The organism is Pseudomonas sp. URIL14HWK12:I5 (assembly GCF_900176445.1).
Taxonomy (GTDB): Bacteria; Pseudomonadota; Gammaproteobacteria; order Pseudomonadales; family Pseudomonadaceae; genus Aquipseudomonas; species Aquipseudomonas monteilii.
Genome location: NZ_FWXQ01000014.1, coordinates 32,579 through 47,203, shown reverse-complemented (window position 1 = coordinate 47,203; position 14,625 = coordinate 32,579). Strand labels below are relative to the sequence as shown.

Genomic DNA, 14,625 nt, shown 5'->3' with positions numbered 1-14,625 from the left:
CGCCTGAACTGGCCTCTTCGCGGGCAAGCCCGCGAAGAGGCCAGTTCAGGCAAACGCTGCCAGCAAATCCTGCGCAAACGCCTGCTGTGCCTCGCCAACCCCCTGTGCCCGGTGCCTGGCCAAAGTAAACGGCACCACAAAATCCAGCCCCGGGTCCAGCGCCCACAACGCCCCCCCGGCCTCCCACTCCTGCGCACAATGGCGCGGCAGATAGCCAATATGCCGCCCCGACAAAATGAACGTCAGTACGCTCTCGATCTGCTCTGCCACCGCCATGCTGCGCCGGCTCTGGAATGGCTCACCGCCTTTGAGAAACCGGTACGGGTGGCGCACCTGGTCGGTCTCCAGCAACCGCTCAAGCGCAACTTCCGCCTCGCCGAACAGCTCATGGCCTTTGCCGCAGTACAAGCGTTGCCGCTCCTCGAACAGCGGCTGGTAGTCAAAGGCCGCCTGGTTGCCAGAGAAGTAGCTGATGGCATAGTCCAGCCGCTGCTCCAGCAACAGCCGTTCCAGCTCCGCTGGTGGCGCACTGATCAGTTCCAGTTGTACCGCTTCTTCACGCGTGCGAAATGCCGAAATGGCTGCCGCCAGCTTCAGGCTCACCGCCTTGTCCTGATTCTCCGCCATGCCGATGCGCACGGTCCCCAGCAACCGCCCGGCCACCCCATTGGCCTGCTGGCGAAACTGTTCGATGTTCAGCAGCAGCCCGCGTGCCGCCTCCAGCAGCAACGCGCCTTTCTCCGTCAGGTGAAAGCCGCCTTTGCCCCGGCTGCACAGGCGATAACCCAGGCGGGCTTCCAGCTGTGCCATGCGCTGGCTGATGGTGGGCTGGCTCAGGCCCAGCACGCCTTGTGCGGCGCTGAAGCCGCCGGCCTCGACTACAGTGACGAACAGCCGCAGCAGGTGCAGGTCGGGGTCGTGCACTTGTCCGAGCATTACATTGCTCCTTTTGAATGTCAGCTTTACAAACTTGCCATTCCTGCAATGTAACCCGGCTGGCATGCTCGCGGCATCCACCCATTTGCCGAGGTGTCCGCCATGCGTCGATCGTTGTGCCTGTTGTCCCTGGTTCTGGCCTTGCCGCTGCAAGCCGAAGAAAAGGTCGTCAATCTCTACAGTTGGGCCGACTACGTTGCCCCGCAAACCCTCGAGCGCTTCGAGCAGGAAACCGGCTACAAGGTGCGCTACGACACCTTCGACACCACCGAAGTACTGGAAACCAAGCTGCTGACCGGTGGCAGTGGCTACGACGTAGTGGTGCCATCGTCGACCGTACTGGCACGGGCGCTGAAAGCCAACGCCCTGCAACCGCTCGACCCTCAGGCCATGCCCGGCTACAGCAACCTCGACAAGGACCTGCTGGCCAAGCTCGCCGAGGCCGACCCCGGGAACCGCCATGCTGTGCCATACACCTGGGGCACCTTGGGCCTGGGTGTGAACGTGGAAGCGGTGCGCCAGCGCCTGGGTGATGTGCCGCTGGACAGCCTCGACCTGCTGTTCAAGCCCGAATACGCTAGCCGCCTGAAGGATTGCGGCATTGCCATGCCCGATTCACCGCAGGAGGTGATTGGCGTGGCCCTCAACTACCTGGGCAAGGACCCGTACAGCCAGAACAAGGATGATCTGGCGGCTGCGCAGCGCCTGCTGAGCCAACTGCAACCCTCGATCAGCTACGTCGCCAATGGCCGGCAGATCAGCGACCTGGCCAATGGCAGCGTGTGCCTGGCGCTGACCTACAACGGCGATGCGGCGATGGCCGCCGACCAGGCGCGCCGTGCCGGCAAGCCGTTCGAGCTGATCTACCGTATCCCCCGCGAGGGCACGCTGGTGTGGCAGGACAACCTGGTCATCCCCAAAGACGCCCCGCACCCCGAGGCAGCTCGGGCCTTCATCGCCTTCATGCTCAAGCCAGAGTCGGTGGCTGCGCTGACCAACACGCTGTTCTTTGCCAACGCCAACCAGGCGGCCACGCCGCTGGTGGACGAAGCAGTGCGCAACGACCCCGACATCTACCCGCCAGCTGAAGTGCGCCAGCGCCTGTTCGCCGACCGCAGCATGGCCCTGGCCGACCTGCGCCAGCGTAACCGCTTGTGGACGGCCTTCCGCACCCGGCAATAACCCATAACAACCCAGGAGCCCGACCGTGGACCAAGCCGCAAGCAACGACCAGGCGATGACCCGCGACAGCCTGTACGGCACTGCCGCAGAAAGTACCTACGCCGGCATTACCAGTTTCTCCCGCCGCCGCTACAGCCGCGACCTGCGTGGTGTGGATGTGGTCGTCAGCGGTGTGCCGTTCGATACCGCCACCAGCAACCGCCCTGGCGCACGCTTTGGCCCGCGAGCGATCCGCGCCGCCTCGGTGCAGCAGGCCTGGGCCCGGCACTGGCCGTGGGCGTTCGACCCGTTCGATCACCTGGCAGTGATCGACTACGGCGACTGCGCCTTCGACAGTGGCACGCCGCAGTCGGTGCCGGACAGCATCGAGGCCCATGCCGAGCATATCCTGCAGGCGGGGTGCGCCATGCTCACCTTGGGCGGCGACCACTTCATCAGCTACCCGCTGCTCAAGGCTCACGCTCGCCGGCATGGCCCGCTGGCGCTGATTCACTTCGATGCCCACAGCGATACCTGGCCGGACGACGAGGGCAAGCGAATCGACCATGGCACCATGTTCTGGCATGCGGCCCGTGAAGGCCTGGTCGACCCGGGCAGCTCGGTGCAGATCGGCCTGCGCACCACCAACGACGACAGCCAGGGTTTTGCCATCCTGGATGCCCGGCAGGTACACCGCCAGGGCACCGAGGCGATCATTGCGGCGATTCGTCAGCGGGTGGGCGACCGGCCGGTGTACCTGACGTTCGATATCGACTGCCTCGATCCGGCTTATGCGCCTGGCACGGGTACGCCGGTGTGTGGCGGGCTGAGCACGGTGCAGGCGCTGGAGATTCTGGGCGGGCTGCGCGGCATCAACCTGGTGGGCATGGACCTGGTGGAAGTAGCGCCGGCCTATGACCATGCCGACATCACCGCATTGGCCGGGGCGACGTTGGCGATGGAGATGCTGTGCTTGTATGCGGCGCGGCACAAGGTAGACAAAGCCCAGTAATCGGGGGCCGCTTTGCGGCCTTTTCGCGACACAAGCGGCCTTGTGTCGCAAAAGGGCTGCATGGCAGCCCTAAGGTCCATACTGAAACATCAGGAATCAACTCCACCCGCATTCACACTTTTGCCGCGAACCCTTCGCGCCTTAGGCTATCAAAACCCCCAGGCGCGGCATTTTCGTACAGGAGGTGAAGCATGAACCCGTCATTGCCCATCCTGGCGCTTGGCCTGGCCTTGTGCCTGTCCGCGCACGCTGCTCCGCAGCCACTGCAGCTCGCTGCCGGCAACAACAACCCCTACAACAGCCCGATCCAGCGCGCCAACCCCAACAGCCGCCAAGGCAGCATGCCTGTCACGCCGCCCGTGCGTGGCCCGTCCACCGAGCCGTACCAACGCACGCCCAGCCTGGACAACCGGGGCATTGGCAATGGCGACAACCTGCGCCGCCAGCAGCAAACCCCGAATCTGGAACCCACCCGGCCACCGCGCGACAGCACGCGTGCGCCATAAGCCCATACGAAAGGAATCCTGCATGCCCAGAGCAACCTGGCTGGTCAGCGTGACCGCCGCCGCACTCATGCCCTTGTTGGCACAGGCGGCGGCCGAGCAACAGTTTCGCAGTGAAGAAGGCACCTTGACAGTCAGTACCCTGGCTGACGGCCTGCGCAACCCCTGGGCATTGGCATTTTTGCCGGGCGGCAAGGATATGCTGGTGACCGAGCGTGCCGGCAATTTGCGGCTGGTCAACGCCGAAGGCAAGGTCGGCCCGCCCATCAGCGGTGCGCCCAAGGTCTGGGCCGAGGGGCAGGGTGGCCTGCTGGATGTGGTGCTGTCGCCCGCATTCGACAAGGACCGCACCGTGTACCTGTCCTTCGCCGAGGAGGGCAGTGACGGTAAGGCCGGCACCGCAGTCGGCCGTGGCCAGCTGTCCGAAGACCGGGCCCGGCTGGAAAACTTCACCGTGATCTTCCGCCAGCAGCCCAAGCTGTCGGTGGGTAACCACTTCGGCTCGCGGCTGGTGTTCGACCGCAACGGCTACCTGTTCATCGCCCTGGGCGAGAACAACCAGCGCGCCACTGCCCAGGACCTGGACAAGCTGCAAGGCAAGATCGTGCGCATCCTTCCCGATGGTGAAGTGCCCAAGGACAACCCCTTTGTAGGCAAGGACAACGTGCGACCGGAAATCTGGTCGTTCGGCCACCGCAACCAGCAAGGCGCCGCGCTCAACCCATGGACCGGCAAGCTGTGGACCCACGAGCACGGCCCGCGAGGTGGTGACGAAATCAACATCCCCGAGCCCGGGAAGAACTACGGCTGGCCGATTGCGACTCATGGCATCAATTATTCGCTACTGCCGATCCCCGAGGCCAAGGGCAAGCATGTCGATGGCATGGTCGGCCCACACCATGTGTGGGAGAAGTCGCCTGGCATCAGCGGCATGGCGTTCTACGACAGCCCGACGTTCAAGGCCTGGGACCACAACCTGTTCATTGGTGCACTGGCAACGCAGGAGCTGATTCGCTTGCAGCTGGACGGCGACAAGGTGGTGCATGAAGAGCGCCTGCTGGGGGACCTGAACGCCCGAATCCGCGATGTGCGGGTAGGGCCGGATGGATACCTGTATGTGCTGACCGATGACAAGGACGGTGCATTGCTCAAGGTAGGCCTGGTCGACTGACGCGGTCCTACACGAATAGCATCTGCCGTGTAGAATTCGTTATGGCCATTGACCCCCAATCCCTGTACCAGAAAGCCTTGACTACTCAGGGCTACGTCGTCGACCCTGCACAGGCCCGTGCCGTCGATGCCTTGCAAGCCTGTTTCCAGGCAGTCGAACACAGCCGCTCTACCCAGGGCATCTACCTTTGGGGCCCGGTTGGCCGTGGCAAGACCTGGTTGATGGACCAGTTTCACCGCTCCCTGCGCATCCCCAGCCGACGCCAGCACTTCCACCACTTCATGGCCTGGGTGCATCAGCGCCTGTTCCAGCTCAACGGCACTGCCGACCCATTGTTGGCGCTGGCCCGGGAGTTGGCCGGGCAGATCCGCGTGCTCTGCTTCGACGAACTGTTCGTCAACGATATCGGCGATGCGATCATCCTCGGCCGCCTGTTTCAGGTGCTGTTCGATCAGGGCGTAGTCATTGTCGCCACATCCAACCAGCCCCCTGAGCAGCTCTACCGCGACGGCTTCAACCGTGAGCGGTTCCTACCGGCCATCGGCGCGATCCAGCGGCATATGCAAGTATTGTCGGTGGCGGGCGAGCAGGACCATCGCCTGCACCCCGGCGCAGCGCGGCAACGCTATTGGGTGGCAGAAGCGGGACAGGTGAGCCAGCTGGGGGAGGTGTTTCGCCAGCTCAGCCCGGACGCTGCAGGCAGTGACCAGCCGTTGGCCATCGGGTCTAGACAGGTGCAGGTCGTGCGGCGCAGCGAGCAGGCTATCTGGTGCCGCTTCACCGACCTGTGCGAACAACCCCTGGCGGCCATGGAGTTCATGGCGCTTTGCGACCGTTTTCCGGCCATTCTGGTGTCGGGTATTCCGGCATTGGGCGGTGAGCAGCAAGCCGGTCGCATTGCCCGTGGCACCGAAGACGGCGCAGCGCGAGTGGTGGCGGGCGACCGTGAGTTGCCAGCACTGTCACCCAAGGACGATGCGGTACGCCGCTTCATCGCCTTGGTTGACGAATGCTACGACCGCCGGGTGGCGTTGTACCTGGAGGCAGAGGTGCCGCTTGAAAGGCTCTACACGCAGGGGTATCTGGCGTTCCCGTATCAGCGGACCTTGAGCCGGTTGCGGGAGATGCAACTCCAGCGGTTTGGCTGAAAGGTGCAGGGGCGCTAAGCGCCCCCGTTTCATTTGCCCAGCCACTCCACCAGCGTGCGATTGAACCGCACGGGCTCTTCGATCTGTGGCGCATGCCCCATGCCTTCAAAGGTGATCAGTTCAGCTTTGGGAATCAGCTTGGCCACCTGTGGCCCCAGCACTTCATACTTGCCCAGCTTCGCCTTCACGTCTGGCGGCGCAATATCACTGCCGATGGCGGTGGTGTCCTTGTCGCCGATCAGTAGCAGCGTCGGCATCTGCAGGTCCTTGAACTCGTGGTACACCGGCTGGGTAAAGATCATGTCGTAGATCAACGCCGAGTTCCAAGCCACCGCTTCATGCCCCGGCCCTTTGTTCAGGCCCACCAGCATCTGCACCCAGCGTTCGTACTCCGGCTTCCAGCGCCCGGCGTAGTAAGTCTTGCGCTCATATTCGCGCACACCATTGGCATCCAGCTTGAGCTCGCGGGCATACCACTGGTCCACGGTGCGGTAGGGCACGCCGAGGGCTTTCCAGTCTTCCAGGCCAATCGGGTTGACCATGGCGAGGCGTTCCACCTGCTGCGGGTACATCAGCGCATAGCGTGTGGCGAGCATGCCGCCCGTGGAATGGCCGAGCACGATGGCCTGCTTCACGCCCAGTTGTTCAAGCAAGGCATGGGTATTGTTCGCCAGTTGCTGGAACGTGTACTGGTAATACGCCGGTTTGCTGGAGGTACAGAAACCGATCTGGTCGGGCGCGATCACACGGTAGCCGGCCTTGCTCAGGGCGTCGATGGTGGTTTCCCAGGTGGCGGCGCAGAAGTTCTTGCCGTGCATCAGCACTACGCTGTGGCCGTTGGCCTGGCCTTGCGCGGGGACGTCCATATAGCCCATCTGCAGGGCCTGGCCCTGGGACTTGAAGTCAAAATGCTTGAGCGGGTGTGGGTAGCTGAAGCCTTCGAGCTGAGGGCCGTAGGTGGGTGACTCGGCGGCGATGGCCGGGCTGCCGACAAGGCAGGCCAGGGCCAGGGCGGTTGCGCGCAGCATGGGGGCACTCCATGTAGGGCCATGTAGGAATAGGCGACTTTAGCAGCCAGGCGCATGTCGGGAACGTGAAAGGTGTTACCAGGCGTGAAACCAGCCCAGGGTGATCATTGCCAGCACCGCATAACGGCCAGCCTTGGCCAGGGTGACCAGCAGCAGAAAGCGCCAGAACGGCTCGCGCATGATCCCGGCGATCAGCGTCAGCGGGTCACCGATCACTGGCATCCAGCTGAGCAGCAGCGACCACTGGCCCCAGCGCTGGTAGCGCTGCTGCGCACGCGCCAGCTGGGCTGTGCTGAACGGGAACCAGCGCTTGTCGCGCAGGTGCTCGATGGCCCGGCCCAACAGCCAGTTCACCACCGAACCCAGCACGTTGCCCAATGTGGCCACCAGCAGCAGGGTCGCCCAAGCCTCGGGCTGGCGCAGCAACAGGCCGACCAGCACGGCCTCCGATTGCAGCGGCAGCAGGGTGGCGGCGCCAAAGGCGCTGAGAAACAGCGCCCACAGGCTCAGCATCAGTAGGTGGCGACCACGGTGTCCTGGCCATCCTGGGTCACGCCTATAACCTGGTAGGCGTCCTTGTGGTCACCCATTTCCATGCCTGGCGAACCCATGGGCATGCCCGGTACGGCCAGGCCCTTGAGGTCATTGCGTTTGGCCAGCAGGCGCACCTGCTCGGCCGGTACGTGGCCTTCGACGAACTTGCCGTCGATCACCCCCGTGTGACACGACGCCAGGCGTGGTGCCACGCCCAGGCGTTGTTTCACCGCGCTCATGTTCGGCTCGACGTGGTCATTGACGGTGAAACCGTTGTCACGCAGGTGGCTGATCCAGGCCTTGCAGCAGCCGCAGTTGGGGTCACGGTAGACATCGATGGTCTCGGCGGCCTGGGCCAGGCCGGTGATCGCCAGCAGCCCCACGGTCAGCAGGTGTTTGCGCAGCATGGTAAAGCACTCCTTCCAGCATTGGTTCAGCAGCATAGCGTAAGCGGCTGGCCACTGAGTTGCACGTTACAGTACTGTCAGCTTGCTGCCTCGTCGACACCGAGGTCGCGCATCAGCAGGACATGCTCGAGCGCGACCTGCTCCGGAATGGGCAGGTACACCACATGGCCATCGCCCGGTGCCACCTCGATGGCCTGCTGCTGGCTGTTGCACAGGCGGTGCAGGTCGAAGTGGTAGTTGCCGCGCGGGGTCATCAGTTCCAGGTGGTCACCCACGGCGAAGCGGTTCTTCACCTTGACCTCGGCCAGGCCATCGACACGCACGCCGGTCAACTCGCCAACGAACTGCTGGCGCTCCGAGACCGAATTACCTCGCTGGTAGTTCTGGTACTCATCGTGTACGTGACGGCGCAGGAACCCTTCGGTGTAGCCTCGTTGCGCAAGGGACTCCAGGTTGCCCATCAAGGTGCGGTCGAACGGCCGCCCGGCCACGGCGTCGTCAATGGCCTGGCGATATGACTGCACCGCGCGGGCACAGTAGAAGTGCGACTTGGTGCGCCCTTCGATCTTCAGCGAATGCACGCCCATGGTGGCCAGGCGCTCGACGTGCTGGATGGCACGCAGGTCCTTGGCGTTCATGATGTAGGTGCCGTGTTCATCCTCGAAGGCTGGCATTTCAGTGCCGGGGCGGTTGCTTTCCTGCAGCAGGAACACCTGCCCGGTCGGGGCGCCCAGGCCAAGGGTGGGCTGCACTTCGCGCACGATGTCGCCGGTGGCGTTCTCGGTGGCCGGCGTGGCGTCGTACTTCCAGCGGCAGGCGTTGGTGCAGGTGCCCTGGTTGGCGTCACGCTTGTTGAGGTAGCCCGACAGCAGGCAACGGCCGGAGTAGGCCATGCACAGGGCGCCGTGGACGAACACCTCCAGCTCCATGCCAGGCACCTGCTGGCGGATTTCCTCGATTTCTTCGAGCGACAGCTCGCGTGAAAGGATGACCCGGCTCAAGCCCAGTTGCTGCCAGAACTGTACGCTGGCCCAGTTCACCGTATTGGCCTGCACCGACAGGTGAACCGGCATCTGCGGGAAGTGCTGGCGCACCAGCATGATCAGGCCGGGGTCGGACATGATCAGCGCATCCGGCGCCATGTCGATCACTGGCGCCAGGTCTTTGAGGAAGGTCTTGAGCTTGGCGTTGTGCGGAGCAATGTTGACCACCACGTAAAAGCGCTTGCCCAACGCATGCGCCTCCTGGATGCCCAGCGCGAGGTTGGCATGGTCGAACTCATTGTTACGCACCCGCAAGCTGTAGCGCGGCTGGCCTGCATAGACCGCGTCGGCACCGTAGGCAAAGGCATAGCGCATGGTCTTGAGGGTGCCGGCGGGGGCCAGCAGTTCGGGCTTGGCAGTCGGGTTCATGTGCGTACCGGGGCAAAAGGCGCGGATGCTAGGGCTGGCGCAAAAAACGTGTATTGATTTGCATCAAAGGAGTGGTGGCACTTTTACCCACGCGGCGCGCACTAATATCCCAGAAGCCATTCGAGGACCTGCGATGAACGAAGCTGCGCTACAGAACAAAGCCCTGGCCGTACTTTTGGCGCTGGTGACCATCGCCTTTTTCTGGATATTGCTGCCTTACTACGGTGCGATTTTCTGGGCGGTGATACTGGGCATTCTGTTTGCCCCGCTGCAGCGGCACCTGCTGATCCGCTTTGGGCGCAGGCGCAACCTGGCCGCTGCCACCACGATGCTGGTGTGCCTGCTGGTGGCGATCCTGCCAGTGATCATCACCAGTGCACTGTTGGTGCAGGAGGGGGCCACGCTGTACCAGCGTATCGAAAGCGGGCAGCTGGACATCGCCGGTTACGTCGAGCGCGGCAAGGACATGCTCCCGGCGTTCGCCCAGCATGGCCTGGACAACATGGGTATGGGCAACCTCGACGCGTTGCGCGAAAAAATCACCAAGTGGGCAACCCAGGGTAGCCAGGTATTGGCCAGCCAGGCGTTCAGCTTCGGTCAGGGTACGTTCGAGTTCGTGATCAGCTTTGGCATCATGATGTACCTGCTGTTCTTCTTCCTGAGAGAAGGCGCCGAGGTGGCTCGTCGTGTGCGCCTGGCCGTGCCACTGCCCGAACCCCAGAAGCGCCGTTTGCAGCTGAAATTCAACCGGGTGGTGCGGGCGACGGTGAAAGGTAACGTGCTGGTGGCCATTACCCAAGGGGCGCTGGGCGGGTTCATCTTCTGGGTGCTGGATATCCCCAGTGCGTTGGTGTGGGCGGTGCTGATGGCGTTCCTGTCGCTGCTGCCGGCAGTGGGCGCTGGCATCGTCTGGGCGCCGGTGGCCGCGTATTTCCTGCTGACCGGGGCCATATTGCCGGGGGTGATCCTGACCGCGTTCGGGGTGCTGGTGATCGGCCTGGTGGACAACCTGCTGCGGCCGATCCTGGTGGGCAAGGACACGCGCATGCCGGACTATCTGATCCTGGTGTCGACGTTGGGTGGGCTGGCGGTCTTTGGGCTCAACGGTTTCGTAATCGGGCCATTGATCGCAGCACTGTTCGTGTCCAGCTGGGCAATCTTTGCCTCGACCAAGCCGCAAGTGCAGTTGCCGCAGTAGAGCGTGCACGGGGGCCGCAAAGCGGCCCCACTTGCCGGCTCAGGAGGCCTGCGGCATCTCGCCCTTGGCCAGGCGCCGGTTGATGTCGGCGATCACTTCGGGCAGCTCGTTGATGGTGTCGATCAGGTAGTGCGGGCGGGAGCCTGCGAACAGCGTGTGAATGCGCGTGCGCTCGCTTTCCAGCTTCTCGGCGCTCAGTGCACGGTAGCCTTCCCAGGTCAGCCCCAGGGCATTGCCCGAACACACCAGGGCCACGGTCCACATGCCGGCGCGTCGGCCTTCGAGAATGCCCGGCACGGTGTCATCCACCTTCACGCAGGCCGCTACGTCGTCGATGCCAAGGGCAATCACGTTGGCCAAGGCCTGGGCTGGCCAGGGGCGACCGTTCGGGGTTTCATCGGTGGCTACCACATGGTCGGCCACGTAGCCATTCTGCGCGGCCAGCTCCACCACCTTGTCCATCACCACTTTCGGGTAACCCGAGCAGGAGCCGATCTTCAGGCCGTTCTGGCGCAGGCCGGTCAAGGTTTCCAGGGCACCGGGGATCAGTGCCGAGTGCACGGCGATCTTCTCGATCTGCAGTGGCATGAAGCGGTTGTAGATGGCGGTGACATCATCGTCGGTGGGGGTGCGGCCGAACACCTTGCGGTAGCGCTCGGCAATTTCCGGTACGTCGCACAGGGTGCGGATGTGGTCCCATTTGCCCATGCCCATCGGGCCTCGGGCTTCCTCGATGGTCACTTGCACGTCGAATTCGGCGAACGCCTCGACGAAGATCTGGGTCGGCGCGAAGGAGCCAAAATCGACCACGGTGCCGGCCCAGTCGAGGATGGCGGCTTGCAGCTGGGTAGGGTTGCTGTAGTTCATGTGCGCTAATTCCTGAAGTCGGGTGGGCAAAGGGTCAGATGTCCAGCACTTCCATTTCCCGCAGCACTTGGGCCACGGCATTCACGGCGGCTTGCATGCCGTCGGCTCCGACCACGCCGATGCAACCGACGCGGAAGGTTTCGACCTGGGTCAGCTTGCCCGGGTAAAGGATGAAACCCTTGGCCTTGACCCGCTCGTAGAAGTCTTTGAACTGGTAGCGGGCATCGTTGGGTGCATGAAACGTGACAATGATCGGCGCCTGGATCTCGGCCGGCAGGAAGCTGCGCAGGCCGATGGCCGCCATGCCGTCGAGCAGGGTCTTGCAGTTGTTGGCGTAGCGCTGGTAGCGGGCCGGCAGGCCGCCTTCCTCATTGTATTGCTGCAGTGCTTCATGCAGGGCCGCGACCACGTGGGTGGGGGGTGTGAAGCGCCACTGGCCGGTCTTGGCCATGTAGGCGTGCTGGTCGTGAAGGTCCATGGCCAGCGAGTGGGCATTGCCTTCGGCGGCGGCCAAGGCTGCTTTTTCGGCGAAGACGAAGCCCATGCCGGGTACGCCTTCCAGGCACTTGCCGGAGGCGGCGATAAGTGCTTCGAAGGGGATTTCGCGGGCGTCGATTGGCAAGGCGCCGAACGAGCTCATGGCATCGATGATCAGGCGTTTACCGTGGCGTTTGATGACCTGGGCGATCTCAGGCAGCGGGTTGAGGATGCCTGTGCTGGTTTCGCAGTGGATCAATGCCACGTGGGTCACGGCCGGGTCGGCAGCCAGCAGGCGGTCGACATCCGCGGCGGTAGTTGGCTGGTCTTCGGCGGTTTCGAAGGTGCTGTACGTGCGGCCCAGCACTTTGCAGATTTTCGCCAGACGCTGGCCGTAAGCGCCGTTGATCAGCACCAGAACCTTGCCATCGCGTGGCACCAGGGTGCCGATGGCCGCTTCCACGGCGAATGTGCCGCTGCCTTGCAGGGGCACGCAGTGGTGGCTGGCGCTGCCGTCGATGATCGCCAGCAGTTGCTCGCACACGCTGGCCGTCAGTTGGTTGAAATCGCGGTCCCAGGAGCCCCAGTCCACCAGCATGGCTTGGCGGGTGCGGATTGATGTGGTCAGGGGACCTGGGGTCAGCAGAATCGGGGCGTTGCTCATTCCGTTATTCCTCACAAGCGGTGGGCTGAAACGACGGGGCCTAGGTTGCAATTCACGCTGTCATCAATCAAATTGTTTGTTGTTATCTCAGCTATAAGTCAGGCCGATAGAAATGAACCTGTTCCAGCTCCGCGCCTTTGACGCCGTAGCCCGTGAGGGCAGCTTTACCCGTGCCGCCGAGCGGCTGTTCATCAGCCAGCCGGCCGTGACCGGGCACGTCAAGGCGCTTGAGGAGCACTACCAGATCACCCTGCTGCGGCGTACCGCACGGCGGGTGGAGTTGACCGAGGAGGGCACTCGCCTGGCAGCCATCACCCGCGCCATGTTCGGCCTGGCCGAAGAGGCACAGGCCATGCTTGAGGCCAACCGGCAGTTGCTGACCGGGCGCCTGGAGGTGGCGGCCGATGGCCCGCATCGGGTCATGCCCATGCTGGCGCAACTGCGCGAGCGCTACCCCGGCATCACGGTCAACTTGCGGCTGGGCAATGCCCAGGAAACGCTGGCTGCGCTGTTGTCCGAACACGCCGACGTGGCGGTGCTGACCGAGATCGAGCCGCGCAAGGGCCTGTACCTGCAGAACCTCTGCGAATCACGCCTGTGTGCGTTGTTGCCTGCGGGGCATGGCTGGGCCCACGACGACGGCGATTTGCCCCTGGCCGAACTGCACCAGCAGATCATGGTGCTGCGCGAACCCAGCTCCACCACGCGGCGTACCTTCGACAAAGCCTGCGTCAGGGCGGGCGTGCAGCCGCGTGTACTGCTGGAGCTGGACAGCCGTGAGGCGGTAACCGAGGCGGTGGCTTCGGAGCTGGGTATTGGTGTGGTTTCTTCTACAGAAGTGGCCAATGATCCGCGGGTGGTGGCACGGCCATTGTCTGGCGACGGCCTGGTCAACCAACACCTGATCGGTTGCCTGGAGCGCCGTCGCGAATTGCGCCTGATCCAGGCGTTCCTGGGCCTGGCGGTGGGGCTGTGATGGCTGTTTTCAGCAAGGCGGCCTAAGATGGCCGGCAACACGCCGACAGGACCGTCGATGAGCGACAAAGACACTATTTCCATGCAGCTGGTGCGTGAAGCGCTGTTGCAAACCTGCCCCGCCGGTGAGCCCGATAGCAGCTTGCTGGCCCGGGCGGGCATCGCCGTTGAACACTTGCACTTGCCAGAGGCGCGTGTCAGTGCAGAGTCCTATGCCCGGTTGTGGCGCCTGCTGGCACGCCGCTGCAACGACGAGTTCTTCGCCATGGACCCACGCGGCCTGCGCAGTGGCAGCCTGGCGTTCATGTGCCGTGCCAGCATGGGCCAGCCGACCTTGGGCGCTGGCCTGGAAACCGCGCTGGCATTCCTTTCGCTGATGCTCCAGGACATGCAGCCCAGCCTGGTGCGCCAGGAAGGTTTGGCCGAGATTGTCATCAATGAGCCGCGTGACGAACCGCGCCGCGCGTTCACCTATTTCACGTTCTGGATGATCGTGCATGGGGTGGCGTGCTGGCTGGCCGGGCGGCGTATCCCGATTCTGAGCATTGACCTGCGTTGTGCCGAGCCACCCTTTTGTGACGACTATCGGGTGATGTTCTCGGAAAACCTGCATTTTGAGCGCCCGCGCACACGCATGATCGTTGCCTCGGCGTGCCTTGACCTGCCGTTGAAGCGCAACGAGGAGGAACTGCAGCGATTTCTTGCCGAAGCGCCGGGCAATATCCTGGTCAAGTACCGTGACCCGGCCAGCCTCGGGCGACGCATACGAACCGACCTGCTGGGCCTGGCCCCTGAACATTGGCCAGATGCTGACAGCCTGGCACGGCAGTTGTGCCTGTCGCCTTCGACCCTGCGCCGGCGCCTGGCCGAAGAGGGGCAGAACTACCAGGGGTTGAAGGACAGTGTACGCAGACAGTTGGCGATCGCTTGGTTAAGCCGGGAAGACGTGGCCATGGGCGAGCTTGCCGAGCAGTTGGGGTTTGCCGACAACAGTTCGTTCTACAAGGCGTTTCGCAAATGGTTTGGCTGTAACCCTGGGCATTATCGGGCATTGATTCAGGCGCGCGGGGCTGGGCACTGAGGGACCAACGCTTCCGGCTGTGGCGCCGCAAACGGTAAGGGCAAGGTGGCA

At 63.6% G+C, this 14,625-nt stretch carries 15 protein-coding genes; 8 read left to right on the top strand and 7 right to left on the bottom strand.

The features are described 5' to 3' along the window. Positions 1–45 precede the first annotated feature (45 nt). Positions 46–936, bottom strand: coding sequence for a LysR family transcriptional regulator (locus tag B9A31_RS25825; protein ID WP_016714960.1), 891 nt, complete (start codon positions 934–936; stop codon positions 46–48). A 102-nt stretch (positions 937–1,038) separates the two neighbouring features. Here B9A31_RS25825 and B9A31_RS25820 point away from each other — a divergent pair, with 102 nt between their 5' ends. The 5 genes from B9A31_RS25820 (at position 1,039) to zapE (ending at position 5,931) form a co-directional block, all read left to right on the top strand. Beyond that, on the top strand, positions 1,039–2,118 hold the full coding sequence (locus B9A31_RS25820) for a polyamine ABC transporter substrate-binding protein (protein WP_019098748.1): 1,080 nt from the start codon (positions 1,039–1,041) through the stop codon (positions 2,116–2,118). 25 nt (positions 2,119–2,143) lie between these two features. Next, the gene (gene speB / locus B9A31_RS25815) at positions 2,144–3,109 is read left to right on the top strand and encodes an agmatinase (RefSeq protein ID WP_027609679.1); all 966 of its coding nucleotides are present in this window, start codon (positions 2,144–2,146) and stop codon (positions 3,107–3,109) included. A gap of 191 nt (positions 3,110–3,300) precedes the next feature. Next, positions 3,301–3,615: a hypothetical protein gene (locus B9A31_RS25810; RefSeq protein WP_027609680.1), complete on the top strand. Its 315-nt coding sequence runs from the start codon at positions 3,301–3,303 to the stop codon at positions 3,613–3,615. A 22-nt stretch (positions 3,616–3,637) separates the two neighbouring features. Further along, positions 3,638–4,783 (top strand): PQQ-dependent sugar dehydrogenase, encoded by a 1,146-nt coding sequence (locus tag B9A31_RS25805; protein WP_084297518.1) that lies wholly within the window; start codon positions 3,638–3,640, stop codon positions 4,781–4,783. A gap of 41 nt (positions 4,784–4,824) precedes the next feature. Beyond that, positions 4,825–5,931 (top strand): cell division protein ZapE, encoded by a 1,107-nt coding sequence (zapE, locus tag B9A31_RS25800; protein WP_084297517.1) that lies wholly within the window; start codon positions 4,825–4,827, stop codon positions 5,929–5,931. 29 nt (positions 5,932–5,960) lie between these two features. Here zapE and B9A31_RS25795 read toward each other — a convergent pair whose 3' ends face one another. The 4 genes from B9A31_RS25795 to yegQ all read right to left on the bottom strand — a co-directional run bounded on the left by B9A31_RS25795 (position 5,961) and on the right by yegQ (position 9,312). Next, on the bottom strand, positions 5,961–6,959 hold the full coding sequence (locus B9A31_RS25795; protein ID WP_019097513.1) for an alpha/beta fold hydrolase: 999 nt from the start codon (positions 6,957–6,959) through the stop codon (positions 5,961–5,963). A 75-nt stretch (positions 6,960–7,034) separates the two neighbouring features. Next, complete coding sequence (locus B9A31_RS25790; protein WP_019097512.1) at positions 7,035–7,472, bottom strand: YqaA family protein; 438 nt, start codon at positions 7,470–7,472, stop codon at positions 7,035–7,037. Beyond that, the gene (locus B9A31_RS25785; RefSeq protein WP_016714969.1) at positions 7,472–7,900 is read right to left on the bottom strand and encodes a DUF411 domain-containing protein; all 429 of its coding nucleotides are present in this window, start codon (positions 7,898–7,900) and stop codon (positions 7,472–7,474) included. The genes B9A31_RS25790 and B9A31_RS25785 overlap by 1 nt, the downstream gene beginning before the upstream one ends. A gap of 77 nt (positions 7,901–7,977) precedes the next feature. After that, entirely contained in the window at positions 7,978–9,312 is a 1,335-nt protein-coding gene (gene yegQ / locus B9A31_RS25780; protein ID WP_084297516.1) for a prephenate-dependent tRNA uridine(34) hydroxylase TrhP, read from the bottom strand. A 133-nt stretch (positions 9,313–9,445) separates the two neighbouring features. Between yegQ and B9A31_RS25775 the strand changes: the two genes are divergently transcribed. Then, positions 9,446–10,510 carry an AI-2E family transporter gene (locus B9A31_RS25775; protein ID WP_016714971.1) on the top strand — a complete coding sequence of 355 codons (1,065 nt, stop codon included), beginning with the start codon at positions 9,446–9,448 and terminating at the stop codon, positions 10,508–10,510. Between the two features lie 39 nt (positions 10,511–10,549). Here the strand turns inward: B9A31_RS25775 and phnX are convergent, their stop codons facing one another. Next, positions 10,550–11,377, bottom strand: a complete 828-nt coding sequence (phnX, locus tag B9A31_RS25770) for a phosphonoacetaldehyde hydrolase (protein ID WP_016714972.1) — start codon at positions 11,375–11,377, stop codon at positions 10,550–10,552. 34 nt (positions 11,378–11,411) lie between these two features. Next, positions 11,412–12,518 (bottom strand): 2-aminoethylphosphonate--pyruvate transaminase, encoded by a 1,107-nt coding sequence (locus B9A31_RS25765; RefSeq protein WP_027609681.1) that lies wholly within the window; start codon positions 12,516–12,518, stop codon positions 11,412–11,414. A 112-nt stretch (positions 12,519–12,630) separates the two neighbouring features. On the opposite strand from B9A31_RS25765, the gene B9A31_RS25760 reads away from it, so the two are divergent. Both B9A31_RS25760 and B9A31_RS25755 read left to right on the top strand, forming a co-directional pair. After that, on the top strand, positions 12,631–13,494 hold the full coding sequence (locus B9A31_RS25760) for a LysR substrate-binding domain-containing protein (RefSeq protein WP_019097510.1): 864 nt from the start codon (positions 12,631–12,633) through the stop codon (positions 13,492–13,494). A 57-nt stretch (positions 13,495–13,551) separates the two neighbouring features. Next, complete coding sequence (locus tag B9A31_RS25755; protein WP_084297515.1) at positions 13,552–14,574, top strand: AraC family transcriptional regulator; 1,023 nt, start codon at positions 13,552–13,554, stop codon at positions 14,572–14,574. Positions 14,575–14,625 lie beyond the last annotated feature (51 nt).

Bases quoted from the DNA above. Each gene is read 5' to 3' on its own strand.
- zapE (WP_084297517.1), top strand. From the start codon at position 4,825: ATGGCCATTGACCCCCAATCCCTGTACCAGAAAGCCTTGACTACTCAG.
- B9A31_RS25775 (WP_016714971.1), top strand. From the start codon at position 9,446: ATGAACGAAGCTGCGCTACAGAACAAAGCCCTGGCCGTACTTTTGGCG.
- B9A31_RS25805 (WP_084297518.1), top strand. From the start codon at position 3,638: ATGCCCAGAGCAACCTGGCTGGTCAGCGTGACCGCCGCCGCACTCATG.
- B9A31_RS25820 (WP_019098748.1), top strand. From the start codon at position 1,039: ATGCGTCGATCGTTGTGCCTGTTGTCCCTGGTTCTGGCCTTGCCGCTG.
- yegQ (WP_084297516.1), bottom strand. From the start codon at position 9,312: ATGAACCCGACTGCCAAGCCCGAACTGCTGGCCCCCGCCGGCACCCTC.
- B9A31_RS25765 (WP_027609681.1), bottom strand. From the start codon at position 12,518: ATGAGCAACGCCCCGATTCTGCTGACCCCAGGTCCCCTGACCACATCA.
- B9A31_RS25810 (WP_027609680.1), top strand. From the start codon at position 3,301: ATGAACCCGTCATTGCCCATCCTGGCGCTTGGCCTGGCCTTGTGCCTG.
- B9A31_RS25790 (WP_019097512.1), bottom strand. From the start codon at position 7,472: ATGCTGAGCCTGTGGGCGCTGTTTCTCAGCGCCTTTGGCGCCGCCACC.
- B9A31_RS25785 (WP_016714969.1), bottom strand. From the start codon at position 7,900: ATGCTGCGCAAACACCTGCTGACCGTGGGGCTGCTGGCGATCACCGGC.
- B9A31_RS25755 (WP_084297515.1), top strand. From the start codon at position 13,552: ATGAGCGACAAAGACACTATTTCCATGCAGCTGGTGCGTGAAGCGCTG.
- phnX (WP_016714972.1), bottom strand. From the start codon at position 11,377: ATGAACTACAGCAACCCTACCCAGCTGCAAGCCGCCATCCTCGACTGG.
- B9A31_RS25825 (WP_016714960.1), bottom strand. From the start codon at position 936: ATGCTCGGACAAGTGCACGACCCCGACCTGCACCTGCTGCGGCTGTTC.
- B9A31_RS25795 (WP_019097513.1), bottom strand. From the start codon at position 6,959: ATGCTGCGCGCAACCGCCCTGGCCCTGGCCTGCCTTGTCGGCAGCCCG.
- B9A31_RS25760 (WP_019097510.1), top strand. From the start codon at position 12,631: ATGAACCTGTTCCAGCTCCGCGCCTTTGACGCCGTAGCCCGTGAGGGC.